23 protein-coding genes and 4 pseudogenes are annotated in these 22,409 nt (G+C 61.3%); 15 read left to right on the forward strand and 12 right to left on the reverse strand.

What is annotated here, in order from left to right; all coding sequences use genetic code 11:
* Window positions 1-570 precede the first annotated feature (570 nt).
* The 4 genes and pseudogenes from PQQ96_RS02265 to PQQ96_RS02280 all read left to right on the forward strand — a co-directional run.
* Window positions 571-1,263 (forward strand): annotated as a pseudogene (locus PQQ96_RS02265) (Crp/Fnr family transcriptional regulator); the annotation flags it as partial.
* A gap of 542 nt (window positions 1,264-1,805) precedes the next feature.
* Complete coding sequence (locus PQQ96_RS02270) at window positions 1,806-2,120, forward strand: DUF6678 family protein (protein WP_408288177.1); 315 nt, start codon at window positions 1,806-1,808, stop codon at window positions 2,118-2,120.
* 99 nt (window positions 2,121-2,219) lie between these two features.
* Window positions 2,220-2,546 (forward strand): hypothetical protein, encoded by a 327-nt coding sequence (locus PQQ96_RS02275; protein ID WP_408288180.1) that lies wholly within the window; start codon window positions 2,220-2,222, stop codon window positions 2,544-2,546.
* Between the two features lie 263 nt (window positions 2,547-2,809).
* Entirely contained in the window at window positions 2,810-3,082 is a 273-nt protein-coding gene (locus PQQ96_RS02280) for a hypothetical protein (protein ID WP_408288183.1), read from the forward strand.
* A gap of 83 nt (window positions 3,083-3,165) precedes the next feature.
* On the opposite strand, the gene PQQ96_RS02285 is transcribed toward PQQ96_RS02280, so the two are convergent.
* Both PQQ96_RS02285 and PQQ96_RS02290 read right to left on the reverse strand, forming a co-directional pair.
* On the reverse strand, window positions 3,166-4,251 hold the full coding sequence (locus PQQ96_RS02285) for a phage integrase central domain-containing protein (protein ID WP_408288186.1): 1,086 nt from the start codon (window positions 4,249-4,251) through the stop codon (window positions 3,166-3,168).
* A gap of 2 nt (window positions 4,252-4,253) precedes the next feature.
* Complete coding sequence (locus PQQ96_RS02290; protein ID WP_408288189.1) at window positions 4,254-4,451, reverse strand: excisionase; 198 nt, start codon at window positions 4,449-4,451, stop codon at window positions 4,254-4,256.
* A gap of 292 nt (window positions 4,452-4,743) precedes the next feature.
* Here PQQ96_RS02290 and PQQ96_RS02295 point away from each other — a divergent pair, with 292 nt between their 5' ends.
* Genes PQQ96_RS02295 through PQQ96_RS02305 form a run of 3 tightly spaced genes read left to right on the forward strand, consistent with a single transcriptional unit; the run spans window position 4,744 to window position 6,109 of the window.
* Window positions 4,744-4,911: a hypothetical protein gene (locus tag PQQ96_RS02295; protein WP_408288192.1), complete on the forward strand. Its 168-nt coding sequence runs from the start codon at window positions 4,744-4,746 to the stop codon at window positions 4,909-4,911.
* Between the two features lie 11 nt (window positions 4,912-4,922).
* Window positions 4,923-5,474 carry a glycoside hydrolase family 108 protein gene (locus tag PQQ96_RS02300; RefSeq protein WP_408288195.1) on the forward strand — a complete coding sequence of 184 codons (552 nt, stop codon included), beginning with the start codon at window positions 4,923-4,925 and terminating at the stop codon, window positions 5,472-5,474.
* On the forward strand, window positions 5,471-6,109 hold the full coding sequence (locus tag PQQ96_RS02305) for a hypothetical protein (RefSeq protein ID WP_408288197.1): 639 nt from the start codon (window positions 5,471-5,473) through the stop codon (window positions 6,107-6,109). The genes PQQ96_RS02300 and PQQ96_RS02305 overlap by 4 nt, the downstream gene beginning before the upstream one ends.
* A 55-nt stretch (window positions 6,110-6,164) precedes the next feature.
* Here PQQ96_RS02305 and PQQ96_RS02310 read toward each other — a convergent pair whose 3' ends face one another.
* Entirely contained in the window at window positions 6,165-6,515 is a 351-nt protein-coding gene (locus tag PQQ96_RS02310; protein ID WP_408288200.1) for a hypothetical protein, read from the reverse strand.
* Window positions 6,512-7,036, reverse strand: coding sequence for a glycoside hydrolase family 73 protein (locus tag PQQ96_RS02315; RefSeq protein WP_408288203.1), 525 nt, complete (start codon window positions 7,034-7,036; stop codon window positions 6,512-6,514). The genes PQQ96_RS02310 and PQQ96_RS02315 overlap by 4 nt, the downstream gene beginning before the upstream one ends.
* A gap of 259 nt (window positions 7,037-7,295) precedes the next feature.
* On the opposite strand from PQQ96_RS02315, the pseudogene PQQ96_RS02320 reads away from it, so the two are divergent.
* The 4 genes and pseudogenes from PQQ96_RS02320 to PQQ96_RS02335 all read left to right on the forward strand — a co-directional run bounded on the left by PQQ96_RS02320 (window position 7,296) and on the right by PQQ96_RS02335 (window position 10,452).
* Window positions 7,296-8,075 (forward strand): annotated as a pseudogene (locus PQQ96_RS02320) (DNA adenine methylase).
* A gap of 250 nt (window positions 8,076-8,325) precedes the next feature.
* Window positions 8,326-8,643 (forward strand): annotated as a pseudogene (locus PQQ96_RS02325) (winged helix-turn-helix domain-containing protein); the annotation flags it as partial.
* Window positions 8,644-9,342: 699 nt separating this feature from the next.
* A complete protein-coding gene (locus tag PQQ96_RS02330; RefSeq protein ID WP_408288206.1) occupies window positions 9,343-10,110 on the forward strand; it encodes an AraC family transcriptional regulator in 768 nt (255 codons plus the stop codon).
* Window positions 10,111-10,122: 12 nt separating this feature from the next.
* Window positions 10,123-10,452 (forward strand): hypothetical protein, encoded by a 330-nt coding sequence (locus tag PQQ96_RS02335; RefSeq protein ID WP_028194912.1) that lies wholly within the window; start codon window positions 10,123-10,125, stop codon window positions 10,450-10,452.
* 18 nt (window positions 10,453-10,470) lie between these two features.
* Here the strand turns inward: PQQ96_RS02335 and PQQ96_RS02340 are convergent, their stop codons facing one another.
* From PQQ96_RS02340 to PQQ96_RS02350, 3 genes are all read right to left on the reverse strand, one after another.
* Complete coding sequence (locus PQQ96_RS02340) at window positions 10,471-10,731, reverse strand: hypothetical protein (protein WP_408288209.1); 261 nt, start codon at window positions 10,729-10,731, stop codon at window positions 10,471-10,473.
* A gap of 156 nt (window positions 10,732-10,887) precedes the next feature.
* The gene (locus PQQ96_RS02345) at window positions 10,888-11,220 is read right to left on the reverse strand and encodes a hypothetical protein (RefSeq protein ID WP_408288212.1); all 333 of its coding nucleotides are present in this window, start codon (window positions 11,218-11,220) and stop codon (window positions 10,888-10,890) included.
* 228 nt (window positions 11,221-11,448) lie between these two features.
* The gene (locus PQQ96_RS02350; RefSeq protein WP_408288214.1) at window positions 11,449-13,332 is read right to left on the reverse strand and encodes a bifunctional sugar phosphate isomerase/epimerase/4-hydroxyphenylpyruvate dioxygenase family protein; all 1,884 of its coding nucleotides are present in this window, start codon (window positions 13,330-13,332) and stop codon (window positions 11,449-11,451) included.
* Window positions 13,333-13,650: 318 nt separating this feature from the next.
* On the opposite strand from PQQ96_RS02350, the gene aroQ reads away from it, so the two are divergent.
* The 3 genes from aroQ (at window position 13,651) to PQQ96_RS02365 (ending at window position 16,458) form a co-directional block, all read left to right on the forward strand.
* Complete coding sequence (aroQ, locus tag PQQ96_RS02355; RefSeq protein WP_408288217.1) at window positions 13,651-14,106, forward strand: type II 3-dehydroquinate dehydratase; 456 nt, start codon at window positions 13,651-13,653, stop codon at window positions 14,104-14,106.
* Window positions 14,103-15,017 carry a shikimate dehydrogenase gene (locus PQQ96_RS02360; RefSeq protein ID WP_408288219.1) on the forward strand — a complete coding sequence of 305 codons (915 nt, stop codon included), beginning with the start codon at window positions 14,103-14,105 and terminating at the stop codon, window positions 15,015-15,017. Before aroQ ends, PQQ96_RS02360 begins: the two co-directional genes overlap by 4 nt.
* Before the next feature lie 61 nt (window positions 15,018-15,078).
* Window positions 15,079-16,458 (forward strand): MFS transporter, encoded by a 1,380-nt coding sequence (locus PQQ96_RS02365; protein ID WP_408288222.1) that lies wholly within the window; start codon window positions 15,079-15,081, stop codon window positions 16,456-16,458.
* A gap of 86 nt (window positions 16,459-16,544) precedes the next feature.
* Here the strand turns inward: PQQ96_RS02365 and PQQ96_RS02370 are convergent, their stop codons facing one another.
* The 5 genes and pseudogenes from PQQ96_RS02370 to PQQ96_RS02390 form a co-directional block, all read right to left on the reverse strand.
* A complete protein-coding gene (locus PQQ96_RS02370) occupies window positions 16,545-17,240 on the reverse strand; it encodes a TetR/AcrR family transcriptional regulator (RefSeq protein WP_408288225.1) in 696 nt (231 codons plus the stop codon).
* A gap of 94 nt (window positions 17,241-17,334) precedes the next feature.
* A complete protein-coding gene (locus PQQ96_RS02375; RefSeq protein ID WP_408288228.1) occupies window positions 17,335-18,636 on the reverse strand; it encodes an NAD(P)/FAD-dependent oxidoreductase in 1,302 nt (433 codons plus the stop codon).
* A 131-nt stretch (window positions 18,637-18,767) separates the two neighbouring features.
* Window positions 18,768-19,571, reverse strand: a complete 804-nt coding sequence (locus tag PQQ96_RS02380; RefSeq protein WP_408288231.1) for an anti-sigma factor — start codon at window positions 19,569-19,571, stop codon at window positions 18,768-18,770.
* Entirely contained in the window at window positions 19,571-20,140 is a 570-nt protein-coding gene (locus PQQ96_RS02385; RefSeq protein WP_408288234.1) for an RNA polymerase sigma factor, read from the reverse strand. The genes PQQ96_RS02380 and PQQ96_RS02385 overlap by 1 nt, the downstream gene beginning before the upstream one ends.
* Window positions 20,141-20,223: 83 nt before the next feature.
* Window positions 20,224-21,145 (reverse strand): annotated as a pseudogene (locus PQQ96_RS02390) (dihydrodipicolinate synthase family protein).
* Window positions 21,146-21,305: 160 nt separating this feature from the next.
* On the opposite strand from PQQ96_RS02390, the gene PQQ96_RS02395 reads away from it, so the two are divergent.
* Window positions 21,306-22,277 (forward strand): LysR family transcriptional regulator, encoded by a 972-nt coding sequence (locus PQQ96_RS02395; protein WP_408288237.1) that lies wholly within the window; start codon window positions 21,306-21,308, stop codon window positions 22,275-22,277.
* Window positions 22,278-22,409: the final 132 nt, after the last annotated feature.

Below are 22,409 nucleotides of genomic sequence, written 5' to 3' on the forward strand. Positions count from 1 at the left end.
AGGGGATGCGCCCGCGCAACGCGGTTAGCAGTAGATCCCTGGCCTCACGAATGCGGTGCCACAAATCCGGAGATACCAAACTTCGGGGTAGCCCACGGTTCAGGCTACGCCACAGCGGATGCAGATGCGGTCCGATAGCGTTCAGAGACGCGAAGGCCGGCCCGATTAGTGCCGTTTACTCGAGTTCCGGCTCCCGTCCTCGAGGAACAATGCGCCGCTTGTGACCCGTGTGACGGCGGTCAATGCAACCTGAATTTTCAAGGTGCAGGCACCCCCTGCCCGTGAGCCGACGTGTTTGCTTTCAAACGTAGTCGCCGGCAACACCGATACGCAGCCTTCTGGACGGCGACGTTCGAGGTTGCCGCGTGACCCGCAGGAGCAACTGTGCGAACTATAATTTGTTGGTGGATCAGTCGTGCGCGGTTCTCATGAGGAACGCTGCCCGGCCTTTCGCAGCGGCACTCACGCCCTTTCGTCTGACATGGCCATCCACCTGTCGCTAATGCCTGATATTGTTAGGCTTGGTTGCGGATGCGGCGCGGTTCTGGACAGTATGCCGGGGAGCGAAACATGTCAGACGAGCATCGTCGGAACGAGAATCACCTGCTTGCGGTTCTGTCTGAAGCCGAGTGGGCTCGCCTTTCCCCGCATCTGATGCTGGTCGATATGCCGCTCGGGCAGGTTGTATATGAGTCAGGCGATCGCCTCGACCACGTTTACTTTCCGACGACTTCAATCGTATCTTTGCTGTACGTGATGGAGGACGGCGCGTCGGCTGAAATCGCGATCGTGGGCAACGAAGGATTGATAGGTATTGCGCTTTTCATGGGCGGTGAGACCACCCCAAGCCGGGCGGTTGTGCAAAGCGCAGGGCGCGCATTTCGGCTAGACGCCCGATTAATGAAAGAGGAATTTCGTCGGGGCGGTCCCATGCAGCGACTTTTACTGCGCTACACCCAGGCACTGATCACGCAGATGGCGCAGACAGCCGTTTGCAACCGGCACCATTCGATCGACCAGCAATTGTGCAGATGGCTGCTGCTGAGCCTGGACCGTCTTGGGTCGAACGAGCTGAGGATGACGCAGGAGCTGATTGCTAACATGCTCGGTGTCCGGAGACCCGGCGTGACGGAAGCAGCGATGAGGCTGCAGGATGCGGGGCTGATTCGTTACAGCTACGGGCATATCGCGGTACTAGACCGACCGGGGCTCGAAAAGCGCGTGTGCGAGTGCTATGCCGTAGTGAAACGGGAATTCGACAGGCGCCGATTGAAGCGCCCATACAGCGTCACAACGGAAAACGACAAAAGATGCAGCCTCACAACGTTTCAACCAGCGTCAAGTTCGAATGTCCTGTTTGCGACAACCTGGTCGACACAGAAGTCGAAGTGCCCGAGGTCGACTGCAACTGATCTCAGGGCCGGACCAAGGCTATACGCCTTCGCGATGAGTCGTTCAACGCTGGCTGAGCCCAGCCTAACGCATAGCCAAGGCATTGTAGGACTTAAAGTCGTGACCGCTCAGGCAGACCCATGGTTAGCAACGGTCTAGCGAACGGCCGATATCCGCCGGAACTTGTCGTTGGGGCGATGTAGAGCTGGACGACGGGAATGGGTCGACTGCTGCCCGACGTGGGAGCCTCAATGTCGGAGCGCACTGTTGGCTCATCGTCGGACCGGGTTCGGCCACAACCGGTCATTCGACACTGACGCGAGAATCGTCAACAATCTGAGCGCGGGGACGACGGCGCGCTCTGGGAACAGCGTGATTCTCTACAATGTCTTTACGATATTCGAGTTCAACCTATGATTCCTGTTATGAACAATACGAAATGGGCCGAGCTGCGAATCGGAATGCATGAACTCGGGGAGTTGTCACCTCGATTCCGGGTTCAGAATCTTTGGAGTGGCAGTACCGGCGCGTGGGATCGAGAATGGTTTTATCATTTCTTCGGCCATCATGAAGAGGATGAATGGGTTGAGGTCGAAGTGACCTCGTCGGCTCAACACGACGCTGTGTTGCGGCTACTCCGGTCGGTGCATGTCCCCGGCGTAAAGACAAAGCACGGCTTCAAAATTTATGGTTACGTTGCTAGAGGCACGCAGGTCGACTACCTTTAGCCGCCCCGACCTAAGGACGAATTGCGGCCAGGAGCGGCCCTTCGACCCTACAGCGAAGATCGTCGACAATAAGCGCACTAGATTCGGTGGAGTTTTCACATGTCAAACGTTCACGACTACCGTTCGAACTGGAGCAAGACGTCAGAGTACCTTCGCGAAGCGAGAGCCAACCTTTCCGAAAGTGCAGACGGAGTCTGTGCGGACGAAATTGTCGAATTCGAAGAGTACCTAGGTCACAATGAATTCGAGTTGGCTTTAGATGCGATTGAGGCGGCGTTCGAGAAAGGCGATCAGGCCAATTGGCGCGTTCTTGAATATATGGGTATGGCAGCTTTGAGCATGCAGTTGCTTGATAGGCAACGACGGTACGATGATCGACTGACGCAGGCGCGAGGTTGGCCGTACAAAACGTTTTTGCCACGATAGATCAGGTCAATTCCAATGACCGCTATGTAGTAGCCCGGCTGACCGCAACGGGTCGACTACAGCCGGTCAGGAAGATCACAAGTTGGATTCGCAACGCGGCGTTCGCCGAGAACGGCTGTGCGCACACTATCGGCACGCGAAAGGAGTCTGCGCTGTTTTTGCAACAGGCGGCGCCAAAATATTATTTAACACACGCCTTCGCCGGATTTTGATAGCCTTGGTCGTGGCAGAAGAAGAGCATCCAACGACAGGAGGACTTCGCCATGTTGAAGTGGATCGCAAATTGGGCTGTGCACAATGCACTCACTCCGGAGAAACAAGCCGAAAGAGCATTGCGAGAACTGCGTTTGGAGCTTTTCCAGGCGGAACAGCGCATCCTCGACGCGCAGTTGCATGCAGATTACTACCGCGCACGTCTTGCCTTTTGCGAGGAAGTCATAAAAAACGGTATCGAGCAGGTGGCGGATCGGCGCAAAGGTCAACAGGAAACCTCACAGGTGTCGCGGCCGGGACTCAAGCTCACAGCAGCTCAATAGCGAGTTGATCAGAGACATTCAGTCCGTATGCCGCGTGCGGGAAGGCTCACCACATTTTTAAACCGTGAAGCAGTTATGACGGTTTAGATGCTGTTGATTTTCACCTTCAATGGTTCCAGACCGCGCGAATTGGCATATAGATCGGCAACCGCGCCGGTCATGTGGCCAAGCAGCGCCTTTGTATCGATCCCACCTTGTTCCATGTAAAGCCGCTTCGTCAGGCTTCGCATTTCGTGAAAGGTCGGTGCGTCGTCGCCCGTGATACCGGCGAGATCTCGCGCCTGTTTGAACTTCGACGTGAAGGTCTTGATCTTGATCGCCGCGCCTTTGGGGGCGTTGACGTTTGGCCGGATGTGATGGATCAAATATTTACTGACTATCCCTGTGGACCTGCAGCGCGCGATCACGTCGGCGAGTGACATTCCAAGCACATCGAGCCTCAGCTCGAGTGGGATCGCGATGCACACGCCTGTCTTGCCGCGCGTCAACACTGCATAGCCGTCCCGTTGGAAACCACGCTCCCAACGGGCAACTGTGGACTGGTCCTGCCCGGACACGAGTGCCAGCAACATGGCGTTCTGGAGCCATAACGCTACCTGTGGTGCCTTTTCGTAGATCGCCTGGAATTCCGCGAACGTTAGCCGGCGGCGCTTCACCGTGACCTTCGCCTTGTCGGTTGCGTCGGCCGGGTTCTTGTCCATCCAACCATGCGCCATCCCTCTGCGACACACTGCACGCATGCGACTACGGATGTTAACAGCCCATTGCATCTTGCCGCGCGCCTCGACCTTTTCCAGCATGTCGGCGACGTGTTTCGTCGTCAGGTCCGCGCACAGTACCTTCCCGATCTCGTCGCGGATTGCCGAATCCACATACTTCCTGTGGCGTACCGTCTCGGGCTTTGCTTTGCCAACGGGCATCTTGTCCAATAGATCGCCGATCGTCTCGCTCGGCGTGTCCAGGCGCTCAGCTAGGCTCTTCGTTACCTTGCCAGCGGCGGCCTTTGCGTTTGCCTCCTGCGCCTCAAAGATCGCGAGAGCGAGGTCGATGCGCCCGAGGACGTACGTCTTTCCGTCGCGCGGATCGCGCCAGGTGTAATAGCCGGGACGTGGTTCGTGCATATTGGCTGGCCAGTTGGCGCGGCGCCGGATGCGTGGTCGTGCTGCCATAGTTATTGTGGAATTCGTTGTGCGAGACGTGGGCGAACCGTACCGTCCTGAAAGACCGCGTTCTGTTCGACGTAGTAAGCGCGGCCGACCTTGACCGGCGTGGGAAAGATTTTTACCGCGTTGATCCAGAGGCGTGCTGTGCGGATCGCTGGCGGTGGATCGAACTCGCGTTTCAGCCACTCATCAAGCCTGATTTTCATTTGACCTCCCAGAGTTTTTGCATGGTTTTGAGTATTCGTTGAGTTGCTCGTGTCAGCATCTGCGAGCCATGGCCGCCACAGCCGACTAGCGTCACATTCACGCGTTTCTCGAGAAAAGTCGCGGGGGTACTGTGCGTCATGACCCCCCCCCCCGCAAAAGGGGCGCGCTCCTCCACCAAAGCGGGCCGAAATCGCGCCCGATCAATGCCGCGCATTCAGAGATCGCGCGGCGCGTCGCGCGACGCCGCTCAGCACAATCCAGGTCGGGCAGCTTGTCGACGTTGATATCTTCGTGCGTGAAGATTCGCATTGCACCAACGCCAGCCATCGCAGCGACATACTCGTCGTGATGGCTGACGTCGACGCGGGCACCCATATCAACGAAGGCGACATCCTCAACCGGTTGCAGCAGCAGCGCCTCGAGGTGCTGGAGCAGACCATGACCAAAGTAACAAGATAAGGAACGGATCAATGACACCTGATAAAAAAATCGATGCGCTGATCGGCCGCGAGGGCGGCTACTCGAACAATGCGGCCGACGCTGGCGGCGAAACGATGTGGGGCGTTACCGCCGCGGTCGCACGCGCATTCGGCTATACCGGCCCAATGCGCGACATGCCACATTCGACGGCAGTGCAGATCTATCGCAGCCGCTACTGGTTACAGCCGAAGTTCGATCTGGTCGACGCGGTCTCGCCCGCGCTCGCCGACAAATTGTTCGACATTGGCGTGAACGCCGGGCAGGCGACGGGCGTGCGGTTCCTGCAGCGTGCGCTGAATGTGCTGAACCAGAACCAGCGCGCGTTCGCCGATATCGCCGTCGACGGTGGCATTGGTGCCATGACGATTGCGGCGCTGAAGGCTTTCCTCGCCGCGCGCGGTGCGGACGGCCACCGGGTTCTGCTTGGCATGGTGACCGCACAGCAGTCTGTCTATTACATCGAGTGTGCCGAAAAGCGCGTGGAGAACGAGACGTTCGAATACGGCTGGCAGCTCAATCGTGCATTTGGGGTAAGCGCATGATGGATTTCCTGAAAACGGTGGCACCATGGCTTGTCACGGCACTGACAGGTGGGGTACCTGGCATTGCCGCGATGGCCGCATCAGCGATTGCCGGCAAGCTCGGCCTCGAAGATGGTTCAGCCGATGCGGTCAGGTCCGCACTGACCGGCCAGCAGATCACGCCCGAGCAACTGCTCGCGCTCAAGCAGGCCGACGACGAGTTCGCGCTGAAGATGCGGCAGGCGGGTTTCACACATGCGGAGAATATGGCCGGCATCCAGGTGCAGGCCGACAGGGTAGCGGCCGACGACCGTGCGAGCGCGCGCAATTTTGCGGCGGTGGAGCATGACCATACGGCGCGCAATCTTGCCTACATGTACACGGTCGCGCTTTTTGCCGTAATTGGCCTCGAGTTCCTGCTTGCGGCGCAGCAGATCAGGCTCGACGACGGCGTGATGCGCGCGCGCGATACGCTGTTCGGGATTCTGATTGCCATGGTGCTCGGCGCGAAAGAGTATTTCTTCGGGTCGTCTTCGCGCGCGGACAAGCAGGCTGCGGCCATCACGCAGTTTGCGGTGTCGCCGGACACCGTGGTGTCGCGTTCTGATGCGGTCGATGAACAGACGTCCGCACGGCACCAGACTAGAGCGGATTGAGCAGGTCGGGCCCGTCCGCGCCGGGCTATTGACCGTGCTCCAGTGGGCCTGCGACTCAGTTCTTTGCAGGTGTTTTGAGCGGCAGGTATTGCTCGCTGTCGTACGCGGTGGTGATGGCGTAGCCGTCGCGTTTGCGTATCTTCAGAAAGAACAGGGTAGGCGAGACGCCGGCGGCGCCCCCGCACGCCTCCGTGTGGTTTTCGCGCACCCGCACCAGAAAGTATTCGCCTTTGTCGGCAGTATCGAAGAGAAGGCACTCGGTCTTGTCTTTCGAGAGACCGTAGGTGCGCGTGATGTCGGCCGCTCGGGCGGCTGCGTTATCGTCATTCGTCACCGGTTGCTGGGCAGCGCACGCCTGCGTGCAGACGATCAGCGCTGCCGTGATGATCACGCGGCGCATCATCATGGCTCGGTCCTGCGCGCGTCATACTGGTCGAGCTTGTGCGCACGGATGATCGCGTTGAGCTTGACTGCGTAAGCCGGATCCGTCGCATAGCCGTTGTGGGCGAGCGCGTTAGCAAACTGCGAACTGCGGGTGTAGAGAAAGGACGACCGGAAGCGCGGGTTGTTTCGAAGCACCTGCGCATAGTCGTCGGCGGCATCTTCATAGCTGCCGTAGGCGCGGAACGCGTCATCGATCTTGATGGCCTTGCCATTGACCACTTCGTGCGTGGTGAACGTCGTGCTGTCGCCGCTCGGGGCGCGGCCCTTGACGCCGAAATAGGCGTTGCCGACGACCGACCTTCCCCAGTTGCTTTCAAGTGCAGACTGGGCAATGACAACGCCTGCTGGCACCTGGTACTTGCGCTGGATTTCCTGCGCCGCGGCCAGATGGGTATCGATGAATTGCTGCACATACGCCGGCGCCACGTGAGGCTTCGGCGTGTGCCGGGTCGCGGGGTGATGGTGCGTAGACGGCTGTGCCATGACCAAGCCTTTCCTCGTACGAAACGGCGTTCAGCATGCCACACGGGCGTGTCACGGGCAATCAGCCACCCGATGCACACAGCATAAAGTTACTTTGACCGTGCTTCGTGGCGCGGGAGAAGACAGGGCGACCGGGATGATGTTCTCGCATTTCCCCCAGCCGCCTTTCCACTGCACCAGCCAGTGAATTAGCCAAGGCCCTGACACCTACCGGTAGGCGGGGCGAATTCTAACAAATTCCCAACAAGGCAATCCACATATGGCAACACCCATCATTCCCTGGATCGGCGGCAAGCGTCGTCTGGCAGATCACATCATCCCGCGCTAGTGCTACGTCGAGGTTTTCGCGGGCGGGGCCGCGTTGTACTTCATGCGCCCCCCGGCGAAGGTCGAGGTTATCAACGACATCAACGGTGAGCTGGTGAATCTTTATCGCGTCGCGCAGCATCATCTCGAGGAATTCGTGCGCCAGTTCAAATGGGCGCTATCGAGCCGGCAGGTATTCACGTGGCTGCAGGACACGATTCCGGAAACACTCACCGATATCCAGCGTGCGGCACGCTTCTACTACCTTCAGCAGAATTGTTTCGGCGGCAAGATCGAGGGGCAGTCATTTGGTACGGCAACCACTGCGCCACCGGGACTGAACCTGCTGCGACTCGAAGAGACCCTGTCGGCCGCTCACCTTCGCCTGTCCAACACATTTGTCGAGCGTCTTGACTGGAAGACGTGTATCGACAAATACGACCGGCCGCATACGCTGTTCTATCTGGATCCGCCGTATTGGGAGACGGAAGGGTACGGCGTGCCGTTTCCGTACTCCGAGTATCTCGGGATTGCAGTCCGCCTGCGGTCGCTGAAGGGCAGGGCTATCGTAAGCCTCAACGACCATCCGGATATCCGTCGGGCGTTCGAAGGTTTTCACATTGAGACAGTCGACATCAAGTACACCGTGGGTGGCGGGGGCAAAGAAGCGTCGAGGAAGGAAGTGATTATCTTTAGTTGGGATGACGCGGCACAACCAACAGGTCTGTTTTAGGGGAGCTGGTCAATTCACTGATGGTTGGCGCCTTGACTACCGTTCGCAACTCGTGCGTTGGCTGCATGACGTTTGCGATGCCCATTTACACGGCAATGGTGGCTTGCCGTTCTTTGGCGCGCCTGTTCATAACCCTCAGTAACTGGTTGATTCCATTAGGAGGTGTCGAGCCGTTTTTGCATCCGATTTTTTGCTCAAAAGCGATCGTAAGTGATTGATTATAAGATGGAATCTGGCGTGCCCGAGCCTCTATCATTTCGACACGCATCGCCAGCTCGTCATGCTGCGCGGTCAGCCGGTCCAGCTATCGGGTACGCAATACCGGTTGGCGTCGCTGTTCTTTTCCAACATTGGCCGTGTGATGTCGCGCGACCATATCTTCGCGATGGTGTGGGGCCGTGAGTTCCGCGAGTTCACCCGCACGATCGACAGCCACGTGTCGCGCCTGCGTTTGCTGCTCGAGATCGAGCCGCAAAACGACTTCCGCCTGCAACCCGTTTACAAGAGCGGATACCGGCTGCTGCATCTGCGGCAAGGCGAGGCGGGTGCGGAAAAGCAGGCGGCCTGAGCGGGACTGGGTGGGCGTTGCGCGGCGGATGCCAGGCGCCACGCCGGGGCAACGCCCAGCGCGCTGCTCGATGTGCCGTCGGCGGCGACATCGGTGTAGCGTGGCTAGATACGATACCCGGCGCGACACCGGTGTGGCGTCTCAGCAAAACGGCGCATCACCCGTCACGCCACGACCGGGCGCGGCACCCCATCAACTTGCCGCAAGTCAAACCTACGGCAGCGCCGGCCGAGCCTCAATCTCCCGGCGGATCAACGCTTCCACCGCCTTGCGTTCCTCGCCGGCCAACGGCCGACGCTGCGCCCACCCAGCCATGTGCGCCCATCAAGATCGCTTCCATCGCCAGGTTATCGATTCCGTACAGCGACGCCGCACAGGATCGCGCCCGCCGTTCAGTCCGGCGCCAATCGGCACCTTGATGGCGGCGAGCGCGGAGCAGCCCCCGGTCGAATGACACCGGTATCCTGACGCTTGCCGGATATTATCGGTGGCGGCCCAGCCCTATAATCGAGCGCAGACGCACACCCGCAATCGCCTGGCTGCGTGGCTGCACGGATGATGAACGTACCGGAAAATGTAGCGGTCAACGCGGGGGAAAGCGCCGAAAAATGGAACAACGAACGCACCGCTGAATGTACGGGCGAGCACGCCGATAACGTACAGCCAACGCACAACCGCCCCGACCACGGAATCCGCACGATGAACACGCTGGCTCATCCGCTCGAACCGGACGACGCAACGCTGTCCGGCATGCTGTCGCATTTCACGCTGCTCGAGCCAGTGTTCGACGCGATGCCGGACGTCGCGTTCTTCGTCAAGGACGAGCACGCCCGCTATGTGCTGGTCAATCGGACGCTGGCCTCGCGCTGCGGTTTCAAGGAAAAGGCCGCGTTGCTCGGCAAGACCGCCGAGGACGTCTTTCCGCGCCGTTTCGGCCGCATCTACACCGCACAGGACAAAGCGATCATCAACGTCGGCAACCAGATGATCGATCAACTGGAGTTGCATCTGTATCCCGGCCGCCAGCCGGGTTGGTGCCTGACCTGCAAGCAGCCGTTGCGCGATCCGGCGGGCAAGGTTGTCGGCCTCGCCGGCATCTCCCGCGACCTGAAAGCGGACGAAAGCAGTCATCCCGCTTACAGCCGGCTGGCAGCGGTGGTGCAGTCCATCCAGGAAAATTACGTGCAGCCGTTAAATCTGAAACAGCTTGCTACGATGGCGGATATGTCGGTGGCGCAACTGGAGCGCTACTTTCACAAAGTGTTTCATTTGACGCCGCGCCAGGTGTTGCTGAAAACGCGACTGGACGCCGCCACCGCGCTGCTGGTCTCGCACGACAAAGTCACCGACGTCGCCGCGCTCTGCGGCTACACCGACCACAGCGCCTTTACGCGCCAATTCAAGGCGACCGTCGGCGTGACACCGACCGAATACCGGATGCTGCTGCACGGAACCACGCGAAGCTGAACTGCCGCCTATATGGTTCGTCGCAAGCATCATTACTACGTCTACGTTGTCGCACTCGACGATACGGTCTGGAACGAGGCGCGCTTTCGCCGCGCGAATCCGGATTACCGGTTCGACAAACCGTGCGTCTACGTGGGAATGACGGGACTGGACCCGGATCTGAGATTCGACCGGCACAAGGCCGGCATTCAGGCAAATCGCTATGTGCGCGATTACGGCCTGCGCCTCTTGCCCGAGCTATATGAAGTGTTCAATCCCATGCCTTACCGCGGCGCACAGGATATGGAGGTGGAATTGGCGATTGGACTGCGGGAGGCGGGGTACGGCGTATGGCAGGCGTAATGAAACGCAAGACTCGCCTTATTTCACGCCAAGCCCGCGCAGCACTGCATTGCCTTCTGGCGTGAGACGGATATGCGAGGCGCCTGCTTGGCCGGCGACCGTTTCGATCAATCCGGCTTCGTGAAGCTGCGGAATCTCGGGTTTCGCGGACGCGTCGATCGGCGCGTGCAACAACAGCAATAGCGTTGCCAGTTCGTGGTGGCTCAGCAGGCGGCGCAGAATCGTGGGCCGCTTTGCCGGTGCCGTCGTCTCGTTCGTGTTGTGATCGGGCTGGTTCATGGAGCGCACCTTGTGCGGGATAGTGTCGGACGGATCATGCGGACGAAGTCTTAAACGATTCTTAAGACACCATTGTGGTGTAACACCGTGACACTATGATTGCGCCGGAACAAGTTACCGACAGTTACACCTGGCCGATTATTACCTTTGCTTACCTTACGGCGCGCAGGTTTTGCTCGCGGATTCAATCCACATATTGTTCACGTGGCGCTTGCCCGCGTAGAAGCGATAAGTCGTCGCGCCATTGTCGCTGCGCACCTTGATGACATTCGAATCGCCGAAGTCGAGCATCTGACCCTGCGGGATGCCGGTCGACTTGAACGCGGCGTTGTGGCTGGTCGCCACTTGCGTCAGGCAGGCGACCACGTCGTTGACCGAGCGCTGCGTCGTGGTGTCGATGACGGGTTCGCCGGCATCCGGATTCTTCTGGAAGTACGCGCAAGCGCTGAGAAGCAGGGGCACTGACAGGACTAAGGCAAACTTCTTCATATCTCTCCTGGCGTTTCATTCGGACGACGGGTGCGCGCGGGACGCCCCGATGGAGCAGCGCGCGCGGCACCGGGCCGCGGATCAGGCCGCCATTATATCGGTGCGGCGCGCTCGCTTGAGCCGATGAAGCACGGGCCGTGCCCGATCCGCCTGAATCCACCTGAATCCGCCCGAATCTACGGACAGCAGGCCGCCAGCCGCCGTCCTCCCGCGTGGCGGCCCGAACGCCTATTTGCGGCGCTGGGCCTGCGCGGCGAGCCGCACAGCCGCATTGGCCGCGCCATAGCCGTCGTAACCGCCGCGCCGTTCGACAATCTCCATGAAAAAGCGCTGATCCAGTTGTTCGGTGTACGCGTGGAAGAACTCGCCACCGCGTTCGTCCCTGTCATACAGGATGTTGTGCGCGCGCAGCGCCTCGAGCGTCTCGTCCGGTAGCGCATAGCGCGCGGCGAGGTCGTCGTAGTAATTACGCGGGATGCGCAGCACCGGCAGACCGTCGGCGACGAATTCGGGAACCGCGCTGAAGATGTCGCCTGTGCTGAACGCAACGTGGTTCAGGCCCGAGCCGTGGTACGTGTGCAATGCCTCGGCCACCGCCGTGTGATGGTCCACCGACGCGTTCAGGACGATGCGCACCGACCCGTCATGACTGCGCAGCGCGCGGCTGCGCACCAGCCCGTACGGGTCCGGCACCAGAACGCCCGGCTCGGCCTGAAAGCCGAGCGCGGTCCGCAGAAACAGCACCCACGTATCCAGCGAAGGCGCCGGCACCGACAGACAGACGTGGTCGATGCGCGTGAGCGGCCCCACTTCGGTCGGCCCGTTAACGTCGGTGAGCACGAAATCGGCTTCGAACAGGGTGGGCTGGTCCGGCGTCTCGTCGACGAAATAGTTCAGGCTGCCGTCGGGCGCCTGCACCGCGGGCAGCACGCGTTCGTTCGGGCCGATCTGGCCGGAGAACGGTGCGTAGCCGAACCCGGCGGCGCGCTCGAACGCCTGATTGGCGTCGTCCACGCGAAACGCCGACGCGCAGAGTGACAAACCGTGCTGCTGAAAGAAGGCGTTGGCGAATGAATCCGGTTCGGCGTTCAGCACGATCGACGCCGCGCCGTGCTGAAACAGGGTCACATCTTTCGACCGATGCTGGCCGGCCTGGCGAAAGCGCAGCTTGCCGAGCCAGTCGACGAGATGCGCGCGGGTGGTGTGGTCGACCGCGAACTCGAGAAATTGATAGCCGACGTGCGCGGGCGCGGCGGGCGATTGATAAAGCTGGCCGACCGGCTGCTGCGTGGACTCGAGCAGCGCGCGGGTCTGCTCCTCGAGGAAGAGCAGCGAGCGATGGCCGTCCGCCGCGGTGATAGTGGTCGGCGCGGCGCGAAAGCCGTCGTTGAAAATTTCGAGCGAAAGTGGCCCTGTGTAACCGGTTTTCACGACCTGCGCAGTGAAACCTGCCAGATCGAAATCGCCCTGGCCCGGGAAGCAGCGGTAGTGGCGGCTCCATTCGAGCACGGCCATTGCCAGCTTAGGCGCGTCGGCGATCTGCACGAAGGCGATGCGTTCGCCCGGAATGTCGGCGATCCCGTCCACCGTATCGTTCAGCGAGAGCGTATGAAAGCTGTCGAGCACGAGCCCCAGATTCGGATGATTCACCGCGTTGACGAGCTTCCACGCATGGCGGTAGGTCTTCACATGCTTGCCCCATGCGAGCGCCTCATAACCGGCGATCACGCCGGCTGCTTCGGCCGCGCGGGCCAACGCGCCCAGCTGGTCGGTCATCAGCGAATCGTCGCCGATGGTGTCGGGCGAGACGTTGCTGCACACCAGAATCCGGTCCGTGCCCAGTTCGTGCATCACGTCGAACTTGCGCTTCGCCCGATCCAGGTTGCGCTCGAGGCGCTCCGGGCTCACTCCGTCGAAATCGCGGAATGGCTGGAACAGCATGATTTTCAGCCCGAGATCCTCGGCGATGCGCCGCACCTCGGCTGGCGAGCCGTCGAAATACAGCAGGTCGTTTTCGAAGATCTCGACGCCTTCGAAGCCCGCCGCCTGGATGGCGGTCAGCTTCTCGACAAGGGTCCCACTGATTGACACGGTGGCAATCGAACGCTGCATGAACGGCTCCTGCAAAAACAATGAAACGGCTGTTGGGAGGGCGCGAAACGGCCGCTGTGCCGCGTCCGTCTGCCTTGCGTCCTGCCATGTTGCAACGCGCAAAATGGTCTAGCTAGTTACCATCAACCAGAAAGAGGCAGGCTGCAAACACACATTAACCGCAATTTTCGACAGTTTATACAAACTAACTAGATGGTACAAATTCGTAGAAACCCCGAATGACGATTGCGGCCAATGCGCGCACACTGCGCTCATGTTGTAGAGCCGCGGCGCGTGCTGTGGCCCGCTTTATGTCTTACTTTTGCAGGAGTAGTCGTCATGAGTTTTGCATCAGTGCTGGTCCTCAACGGACCGAATCTCAACCTGCTCGGCACGCGTGAGCCGGCCATCTATGGCTCGGAAACGCTCGATGACGTCGCGCAACTTTGCCGCGACGCGGGCGATCGGCTGGATCTGGCGGTCGACTTCTGTCAATCGAACGCCGAGCATCAACTCATCGACTGGCTGCATGCGGCGCGTACCAAGGTCGACGGCATCGTGATCAATCCTGCCGCTTACACGCATACCTCGGTGGCGATTGCCGACGCGCTTACCGCCATCGAAAAGCCCGTCATCGAAGTGCATATTTCAAACGTGCATCGCCGCGAAGCGTTCCGGCACCACTCGTACGTGTCGGCGGTGGCCGAGGCGATCATCATCGGTTGCGGCACGCAGGGCTATGTGCTCGCGCTGGAGCGGATGGCGACCATCCTTAAGAATAGGGCGGCAAAATGAGCCAGCAAGCGAACACGCAAGCGAACCCACAGGCGAGCGCAAAATCGTTTCTGGTCGGCCTGATCGGCTCGGGCATCGGCGGATCGCTCAGCCCCGCGATGCATGAGGAGGAGGGCAGCAAGCTCGGCTTGCACTATGTGTACCGGCGCATCGATCTGGAAGCGTTGAAGCTGGACATCACGGCGCTCTCCGACTTGCTTGTTGCCGCCGAACGCATGGGCTACAACGGATTGAACATCACGTACCCGTGCAAGCAGGCCGTGATCCCGCTGCTCGACGAACTGTCCGACGACGCGCGCGCACTCGGCGCGGTCAACACGGTTCTGTTCAAGGACGGCAAACGTATCGGCCACAACACCGATTGGTCCGGTTTCGCCCGTGCGTTTCAGCGCGGCTTGCCTGACGTGTCGCTGGAGCGCGTCGTGCAGTTGGGCGCGGGCGGCGCGGGCGCGGCAGTCGCGCATGCCGCGCTGACGATGGGTGTGCAAACGCTCACGCTGTTCGACGTGGACGCCGCGCGCGCCGCATCGCTCGCTGCGGAATTGCAGCAGCGTTTCCCCGCATCCACCGTGACCGCCGGCAGCTCGCCCACGGAATCGCTCCATGAATCGCTCCATGAATCGCTCGTGGCCGCTAACGGCCTGATTCACGCGACGCCCACAGGAATGGCGAAATTGCCGGGCTTGCCGTTGCCGGTCGAATTGCTGCACCGCGATTTGTGGGTCGCCGATATCGTCTACTTTCCGATCCGCACCGCGCTATTGCAGGCAGCCGAAGCGCTCGGCTGCCGCACGCTGAGCGGCGGCGGGATGGCGGTGTATCAGGCGGTCGACGCGATGCGTATCTTCACGGGCCTGGAACCCGACGCCGAGCGCGTTTACACGCATTTCCAGTCGTTGTTACAACGCTAAGCCGGTAGCACGCGAGCCGGCCACAGCCGGACCACAACCAGACCGAGGAGACAGAGACGCCATGCCGCAACCCATTCAATCCACGCCCGCCGACGCACCAGGCCAAACGAACGCCACGGCGAGCACCGTACGCCGTTCGAAAGCCCGCTACCAGATTCTCTCGCTGCTGGCGGTCGGCACGATGATCAACTATCTGGACCGCACGGTGCTCGGCATCGCGGCGCCGCAGTTGACCAGGGAACTCGGCATCAACGCCGCGCTCATGGGGCTGCTGTTCTCCGTGTTCTCATGGAGCTATGTCGCTTCGCAGATTCCGGGCGGGCTCTTTCTCGACCGCTTCGGCAGCAAGCTGACGTATTTCCTGTCGATGACGTTCTGGTCGCTGTTCACGCTGGCACAAGGGCTCGTGCATGGCATTGGCGCGTTGTTCGTGTTCCGTCTCGGCCTCGGCGTCTCGGAAGCGCCGTGCTTCCCGACCAATAGCCGCGTGGTGGCCACATGGTTTCCGCAGAGCGAGCGCGCGATGGCGACCGGCACCTACACCGTCGGCGAATATATCGGCCTCGCGTTTTTCAGCCCGTTTCTGTTCATGCTGATGGGCGCGTTCGGCTGGCGTTCGTTGTTCTACGTGGTGGGCGGCGTGGGCCTGGTGTTCGGCGTGATCTGGTGGATGTTCTATCGCGAGCCGCACGATCATCCGTCCATCAATCAGGCGGAGCTCGACTATATCGAAGCAGGCGGCGGTCTGACGCACGGGAAGAAGGACGCCGATTCTGCCGGCGCACCGGCTGCACCGGCAGCGGTGGCAAAGAGCGGCTTCGAATGGCGCACCATCGGACGCCTGCTCAAGCATCGTCAACTGGCCGGCATCTGCCTTGGCCAGTTCGCCGGCAACTCGACGCTGGTGTTCTTCCTCACCTGGTTCCCCACGTATCTCGCCACCGAACGTCATATGGCGTGGCTGAAAATCGGTTTCTTCGCGATCATGCCGTTCATTGCCGCGTCGATCGGCGTGATGTTCGGCGGTATCTTCTCCGATTGGCTGCTGCGTCGCGGCAAGTCGCCGAATGTGGCGCGCAAGCTGCCGATCATTGCCGGCCTGCTGCTCGCGTCAACGATCATTCTTGCCAACTATGTCGAGAGCAACGTGGTGGTGATCGCGATTCTGTCGGTGGCGTTTTTCGCGCAGGGGATGGCGGCGCTGGGCTGGACACTGGTGTCGGACATTGCGCCCGAAGGCCTGCTCGGTGTGACCGGAGGCATCTTCAACTTCGCCGCCAATCTGGCCGGTATCGTCACACCGCTGGTGGTGGGTTTCATCGTCGCGGCAACCGGCTCGTTTGTCGGTGCGCTGGTGTTCATCGGCGCGGTCGCGTTGATCGGCGCGCTGTCGTACATCTTTATCGTCGGCGATATAAAGCGGATCGTGCTGGTGGATTGAGCCGCACGGCTTGATCCAATCGCCTGATGGAATGAAGAAGGGGGACGTGCCGATGCACGTCCCCCTTCTTTCGTTTCAGTCTTGCCTCAGTCTTCCTTGCGCACGAAACGCAGCACGGCGTCGACGATCATCGCGCGATGACGCGCACGCAGGCGCGGGTGCGACGGATCGCGGCCGAACGCCGTACCAAAGGTATGGCGATTGCCCACGCGGTGAAAGCACAGCGAACTGATCATCAGGTGCAGGTCGATCGCATCGACGTCGCTGCGGAACAGTCCCGCCGCGATGCCGCGCGAGAGCAGGTCTTCGATCGTATGAATGACGGTGACGTTGCGGCCTTTGAAGCTCTTTACCTGCTCGACGTACTTCGCGCCGTGAATGTTCTCGATCGTCACGAGGCGGACGAAGTCGCGCTGGCGGTCGTGATAGTCGAACGTAAACTCGACCAGCGCGCGCATGCCCTCGATCGGGTCGAGTTCGCTGACGTGCAGATCCTGCTCGAGTGCGCGAATGTCGCCGTACACTTTTTCCAGCACGGCCTGATACAACCCTTCCTTGCTGCCGAAGTAGTAGTACAGCATGCGCTTGGTGGTGTTCGTACGCTCCGCAATCGCGTCGACGCGCGCGCCCGTTAGCCCCATCGCGGAGAACTCCTGGGTCGCGACGTCGAGAATGTTGCGCTTGGTCTGTTCTGGATCGTACTTGCGTCGGGCGTCCGTTCGCGGGGCGTTCGACACGATGCCGGTGGTATCAGGCTCGGCGGCCTTGCTTCCCTTTTTCATTGTGTATTCGAGCGGCAGTGACGGCGCATTCTAGCACGGTCAAACCGGCCTCTGGAGCGGGTCTCCGGCATAAGCGCCCGCGTATTGCCTGGCGTCACGTCGTCGACCTGCCCGCGGGGCGCCGGGCGGCGAGTGCGTCGCGCGTCTGCATGGCGGTGTAGGTGAGTTGCGCGGCCGCGAGACCGAGCGCGCCGTAGGTCGGCGTCAGGCCGAAGGCCGCGAACGCGTCGGGCACTGGCCGTTCGCCGGAGATGGCCGCCGCCAGTAATTCGCCCGAGACGGTGGTGGGCGCCATGCCGTGCCCGCCGAAGCCGACCGCGTACCAGATGCCGTCCGTACTGCGGCCGATTTGCGGCATCTTGTGCCGCGCGTAGCTCATCAGGCCGCCCCAGGCGTGCTCGATACGCACGTCGTGCAATTGCGGATAAACCTTCAGCAGATCACGCCGCAACAGCCGCGCGATGGTCTCAGGGGCGCGGTCGCGAACCGAAATGCGGCCGCCCCACAGGATGCGTGTATCCGGCAGCGGGCGGTAGTAGTCGAAGGCGAAGCGCGTGTCGTAGACGGCGGCGCGGGTGTCCATCGCGTCTTTCAGACGTGCGCCGAGCGGTTCGGTGGCCATCACGTAGGTGGCGATCGGCAACACCGCGCGTTCGACCCGTGGATAGACGTTGCGCGCATAGCCGCCGCCGGCCATCACGACGTGGCGCGCTTCGAGCGCGCCGTGCGGCGTATGTACCACGAAATCCGAGCCTTCGAGCTGCAAGCGCACAACGGGCGATTGCTCGTGAATCTGCACACCCGCGTTAGCCGCGGCACTCGCGATACCGAGCACATATTTCAGCGGATGAAAGTGGAACGCGTTGCGCTCGAACAGGCCGCCGTGATACCGGCTCGTCTTTAGTTGTGAAGCGAGTTCCGCAGCCGCCACGGGTTCCCACTCGACACCGAACGAATCCCGCATCAAGCGCCGTTGCGTGTCGAGCCTTGCCGGTTCGTCGAACCAGTTGGCGAGGATTACACCGGCATCGGTCACGTCGCAATCGATCCGGTAGCGCCGAATACGCTTCCTCATCAGATCGACGGCCTCGGTGGTCAGCGTATAGAGTTCGCGCGCGCGGGCCGGCCCGAGGGTTTTCAGCAGATCCGCGCAATCGAGGCTGTAGCCGCCGAACACGAATCCGCCGTTGCGCCCGGAGGCGCCGAAGCCCACCTGCTCGGCTTCGAGGACGGCGACGTCGGTGACGCCGCGCTCGGCGAGTCCCAACGCCGTGGATAAACCCGCGAGCCCGCCGCCAATGATGCAGACGTTGACGCTACGCCGGCCGGTTAGCGGCGCGTAAGCGGACGGGTGCCCGGCAGAGCGGCTCACGGTGGCTTCATAAAAGCTTTGCATGCAGCTAGCGTAGCGGCAATGGCGCGCCCGCGTCCAGCCATCTGACAATGCTTGCACTTCCGAATGGTTAAACAGAAGGCCGGCATCCGCAAAAAACGGATGCCGGCCTTGTCCGCTGATGCCGGACCGGTTCAGGACACCGGCAGCAGCTTGCCGCTGAACACCACCGGCCCCGTAGGCGCATTGTGATCGGGCGAGCCGCCCGGCGCTTCGATCGAGACCGCCAGCGCTGCGTATTGCTCAGGCTTTTGCTGACCGGCCGTTACCTTGCCGGTGGCGCTGTCCGGCAGCATGCCGAGCGACACCGGATGGCCATTGGCCGGAATGCCCCATAGCTCCATCGCCCGTCCGGCCGGCAAGTCGACCTTGCCGAGCGGATGCAGCGTCATGGTGGCGTGGGCTTCGTCCCAGGCCACCAGCATGACCGGATGCGCTGCCTTGTCATTCAGCACCGCGACATGCGAAACGGCCGCTTCGGGTGTTTGCGGCTGTTGCGCGACGGTCGGCGCCGTGGCAGGCGTCACACTGGACGGCAACAGCGAGCGCACGGCGACCACCACGGCGACTGCGGCGAACCCTGTCACGCCGATCGCCCAGCCACGCCAGAACGCGAGGTTCTCGAAGATGCTGCCGGACGGACGCGCGGTTTTTTCGACCACGGTGCGGGGGTGGGTAACTTCGCGTGCCGCCTCACGTGCCGAGCTCAGGCCGAGACGCCGCTCGATGGCATCCCACACGGCGGCCGGCGGCATGCGCGGTTCCGCGAGTTCGGCCAGCGGCGAAATCCGTCGCTGCCACTCTTCGACGGCCTGACGAATCACCGTATCGTGGTCCGCGTACTGCTGGAAGCGGCGCCGCGCGCCACCACGCAGCGTACCGAGCGCATACTCGGCAGCCAGCATATCGACCAGCTGAGGATAGCGATGGAGATTCATCACTCACCTCCCAGGCAGGTTTTCAGCTTGGCAAGGCCGCGCCGGATCCAGGATTTGACGGTGCCGAGCGGCACGGTCAGCACTTCGGCGATCTCGCTATGGCTCTGATCGCGCAGGTAGGCGAGCGCAACCGCCTGACGCTGCGCCGGGTCCAGTTGCTGCATGCAACCGGCCAGCAGACGTGCCTGCAGGCTGACCGCGGTCAATGCTTCGGGATCCGGATCGCCGCTTGCCACAAGATCGTCCAACGCATCGCTCCATTCTGTTTCCTGCTTGCTCACCCGCCGCAGGTGATCGAGAGCACGGTTCCGGACGATTGCGGACATCCACGTCATCGGCGCGGATAGAGCCCGGCGGTAGTCGCCGGCAAAACGCCAGATGTTGACGAAGCTGTCCTGCAGTACTTCTTCGGCCCACTCGTGCTTGCTCAATATACGGAGGGCGAGGCCAAACAGTTTCGGGGCGGCGAGATCATATAGCTCGCGCAGTGCCGCAGCGTCTTCCTTGGCAATGCGTTCGAGCAACTCGGCGAGGGTTTCCGGCGTCAGTTCTCGAGGATTGGCGGTCATGGGAAGTGGTGTGGTGAGCGTGCGCGCCTATGGTACTCAATTTCTTCCCGGCCTTATATGCGGTTTTTTCCCCGCGGGCTGCCTTAGACGCCCCAGCGCAACACCAGCGGATCGAGCCGCCGCGCGACTTTCAGCAAGCCTGCACGCGTGGCCGGATGCATCGGCGGCAAAGGACGGCGCACCGCGTCCGATCGAATTACCCCGCCTTCTTTCATTAAAGCCTTACACGACGCAAGGCCACCCTGGCGATTTTCGTAGTTGATGAGCGGCAGCCATTCCTGATAGTGGGCGGCGGCCGCTTCGGTGTCGCCGGCCGCATAGGCGTCGACGATCAACCGGATGCCGTCCGCATAGCCACCACCGGTCATCGAACCGGTTGCGCCCGCATCGAGATCGGCCATCAGCGTGATCGCTTCTTCGCCATCCCACGGACCCACCACGGCGTCGCCGCCCAGTTCGATCAGCTCGCGCAGCTTGCGGCACTTCGATCTTGAAGTACGACACGTTCTGCAGTTCACGGGCCATGCGCGCGAGAAACGGCGCGGACAACGCGGTGCCGCTGACCGGCGCGTCCTGGATCATGATCGGGATCCCGATTGCATCGGACACCGTGCGATAGAACTCATAGATGCCGCGCTCGCCAATGCGGATCGTCGCGCCGTGGTACGGCGGCATGATCATGACCATCGCGGCGCCCGCAGCTTGCGCGCTGCGGCTGCGTTCAGCGCACAGGTGCGAGCTGAAATGCGTGGTCGTGACGATCACCGGCGCGCGCCCGGCGACGTGTTCGAGTACCAGGTGCATCAGCGTGTTGCGCTCGTCGTCGGATAGCGCGAACTGCTCGGAGAAGTTCGCCAGAATGCACAGGCCGTTGGAACCCGCGTCGATCATGAAATCGATGCAGCGTTTCTGGCCTTCCAGATCGAGACGGCCGGCCTCGTCGAAGATGGTCGGTGCGACGGGGAACACGCCGCGCATTGGAGCAGGGTTATGTGTTTGGGTCATGGCGATGTGCGTTGTGCCGAGGTGAGGTGATGACGCGATGAGGCGTGGGTTTTTGAATGTCTCCGTCGCTGACTATGCGGCGGCGTGCGTGGCGGGTATATTGAATTGTTTCCATCTTGTGATCGCTTTTACGACTCACCTCGTGGGTCCGCGGCAAGCCATGAAAGACACCCTGAACGTTCTGCTGTCGAGACTGCGGATGAAGCAGCTGCAATTGCTGATCGCGCTCGACGACCACACGTCGCTGCACAAGGCAGCCGGCGCGATGTCGATGACGCAATCGGCTGCCAGCAAGGCGTTACAGGAGCTGGAGTCGATGCTCGAGGCGCCGCTCTTCGAGCGCTCGAAGAGCGGCATGATTCCGAACCAGCTTGGCCACTGCGTGATCCGCTACGCGCGGCTCGTGGCGACGGACCTCACTGCGCTGTGCCAGGACGTTGCCGAGATACGCTCGGGGCGCGGCGGCCGTCTCGCGATCGGGGCGATCATGGGCGCGATTCCCGAGTGCGTGGCGCCGGCGCTGAATGAATTGCATGCCGGGCAGCCGGGCCTGTCGATCGAAGTGGTGGAAGACACGAGCGCGCGCATGCTGCTGCAACTCGACGAAGGTCGGCTCGATCTGGTGATCGGCCGTGCGGCAGTCGCCGCCGATCCGACGAAGTATCAGTACCATCCGCTCGATGACGAGCCGTTATCCGTGGTGGTGGGTTATGAGCATCCGTCCTTGTCCAGGAAGGAAGTGACACTGCGTGATCTGACCGGTCACCGCTGGGTGATGTATCCGTCGCATATGCCCTTGCACGCGTTGCTCGAACGCGAGATGGATCTGGCGGGGCTCGAGATGCCGGACAACCCGATCTCGACCGCCTCCACCTTTGTGACAGTCGCGTTACTGCAAAACAGTGTCGATCTGGTGTCACTTTTGCCGACCGCGATCGCTACGTTGTTCGCCCGGCAAAAAATGCTGCGTCTCGTGCCGGTCAAACTGAAGTCGCCATCGCAAACCTTCGGCATTGTGACGCGCAAAGGCGGCGTGCTGTCGCCGCCCGCCGAGCAATTCATTGAATTGCTGCGAGGACGAAAGTCGGGGCAGGTCGTGGATCAGGTGACGCAGAAGCAAAAAACCGCTTGAAACAGCGGTTTTTCGACTTGCGAAAGACATCCAATATCTCACGCTAACTGGCGCTCCGCCATGTCTTGCGATGGGGTGTTGCTGCGGCGACACTCTCGGGTAAATCCGAAGCGATTGCACGCTCGTTTTCCG

This window comes from Paraburkholderia sediminicola (assembly GCF_046027825.1).
GTDB classification, from domain to species: domain Bacteria; phylum Pseudomonadota; class Gammaproteobacteria; order Burkholderiales; family Burkholderiaceae; genus Paraburkholderia; species Paraburkholderia sediminicola_D.

Bases quoted from the DNA above. Each gene is read 5' to 3' on its own strand.
- PQQ96_RS02365 (WP_408288222.1), top strand. From the start codon at position 15,079: ATGCCGCAACCCATTCAATCCACGCCCGCCGACGCACCAGGCCAAACG.
- PQQ96_RS02385 (WP_408288234.1), bottom strand. From the start codon at position 20,140: ATGACCGCCAATCCTCGAGAACTGACGCCGGAAACCCTCGCCGAGTTG.
- PQQ96_RS02275 (WP_408288180.1), top strand. From the start codon at position 2,220: ATGTCAAACGTTCACGACTACCGTTCGAACTGGAGCAAGACGTCAGAG.
- aroQ (WP_408288217.1), top strand. From the start codon at position 13,651: ATGAGTTTTGCATCAGTGCTGGTCCTCAACGGACCGAATCTCAACCTG.
- PQQ96_RS02290 (WP_408288189.1), bottom strand. From the start codon at position 4,451: ATGAAAATCAGGCTTGATGAGTGGCTGAAACGCGAGTTCGATCCACCG.
- PQQ96_RS02300 (WP_408288195.1), top strand. From the start codon at position 4,923: ATGACACCTGATAAAAAAATCGATGCGCTGATCGGCCGCGAGGGCGGC.
- PQQ96_RS02340 (WP_408288209.1), bottom strand. From the start codon at position 10,731: ATGAACCAGCCCGATCACAACACGAACGAGACGACGGCACCGGCAAAG.
- PQQ96_RS02360 (WP_408288219.1), top strand. From the start codon at position 14,103: ATGAGCCAGCAAGCGAACACGCAAGCGAACCCACAGGCGAGCGCAAAA.
- PQQ96_RS02285 (WP_408288186.1), bottom strand. From the start codon at position 4,251: ATGGCAGCACGACCACGCATCCGGCGCCGCGCCAACTGGCCAGCCAAT.
- PQQ96_RS02380 (WP_408288231.1), bottom strand. From the start codon at position 19,571: ATGAATCTCCATCGCTATCCTCAGCTGGTCGATATGCTGGCTGCCGAG.
- PQQ96_RS02335 (WP_028194912.1), top strand. From the start codon at position 10,123: ATGGTTCGTCGCAAGCATCATTACTACGTCTACGTTGTCGCACTCGAC.
- PQQ96_RS02310 (WP_408288200.1), bottom strand. From the start codon at position 6,515: ATGATGATGCGCCGCGTGATCATCACGGCAGCGCTGATCGTCTGCACG.
- PQQ96_RS02305 (WP_408288197.1), top strand. From the start codon at position 5,471: ATGATGGATTTCCTGAAAACGGTGGCACCATGGCTTGTCACGGCACTG.
- PQQ96_RS02370 (WP_408288225.1), bottom strand. From the start codon at position 17,240: ATGAAAAAGGGAAGCAAGGCCGCCGAGCCTGATACCACCGGCATCGTG.
- PQQ96_RS02270 (WP_408288177.1), top strand. From the start codon at position 1,806: ATGATTCCTGTTATGAACAATACGAAATGGGCCGAGCTGCGAATCGGA.
- PQQ96_RS02345 (WP_408288212.1), bottom strand. From the start codon at position 11,220: ATGAAGAAGTTTGCCTTAGTCCTGTCAGTGCCCCTGCTTCTCAGCGCT.
- PQQ96_RS02280 (WP_408288183.1), top strand. From the start codon at position 2,810: ATGTTGAAGTGGATCGCAAATTGGGCTGTGCACAATGCACTCACTCCG.
- PQQ96_RS02350 (WP_408288214.1), bottom strand. From the start codon at position 13,332: ATGCAGCGTTCGATTGCCACCGTGTCAATCAGTGGGACCCTTGTCGAG.
- PQQ96_RS02375 (WP_408288228.1), bottom strand. From the start codon at position 18,636: ATGCAAAGCTTTTATGAAGCCACCGTGAGCCGCTCTGCCGGGCACCCG.
- PQQ96_RS02315 (WP_408288203.1), bottom strand. From the start codon at position 7,036: ATGGCACAGCCGTCTACGCACCATCACCCCGCGACCCGGCACACGCCG.
- PQQ96_RS02395 (WP_408288237.1), top strand. From the start codon at position 21,306: ATGAAAGACACCCTGAACGTTCTGCTGTCGAGACTGCGGATGAAGCAG.
- PQQ96_RS02330 (WP_408288206.1), top strand. From the start codon at position 9,343: ATGAACACGCTGGCTCATCCGCTCGAACCGGACGACGCAACGCTGTCC.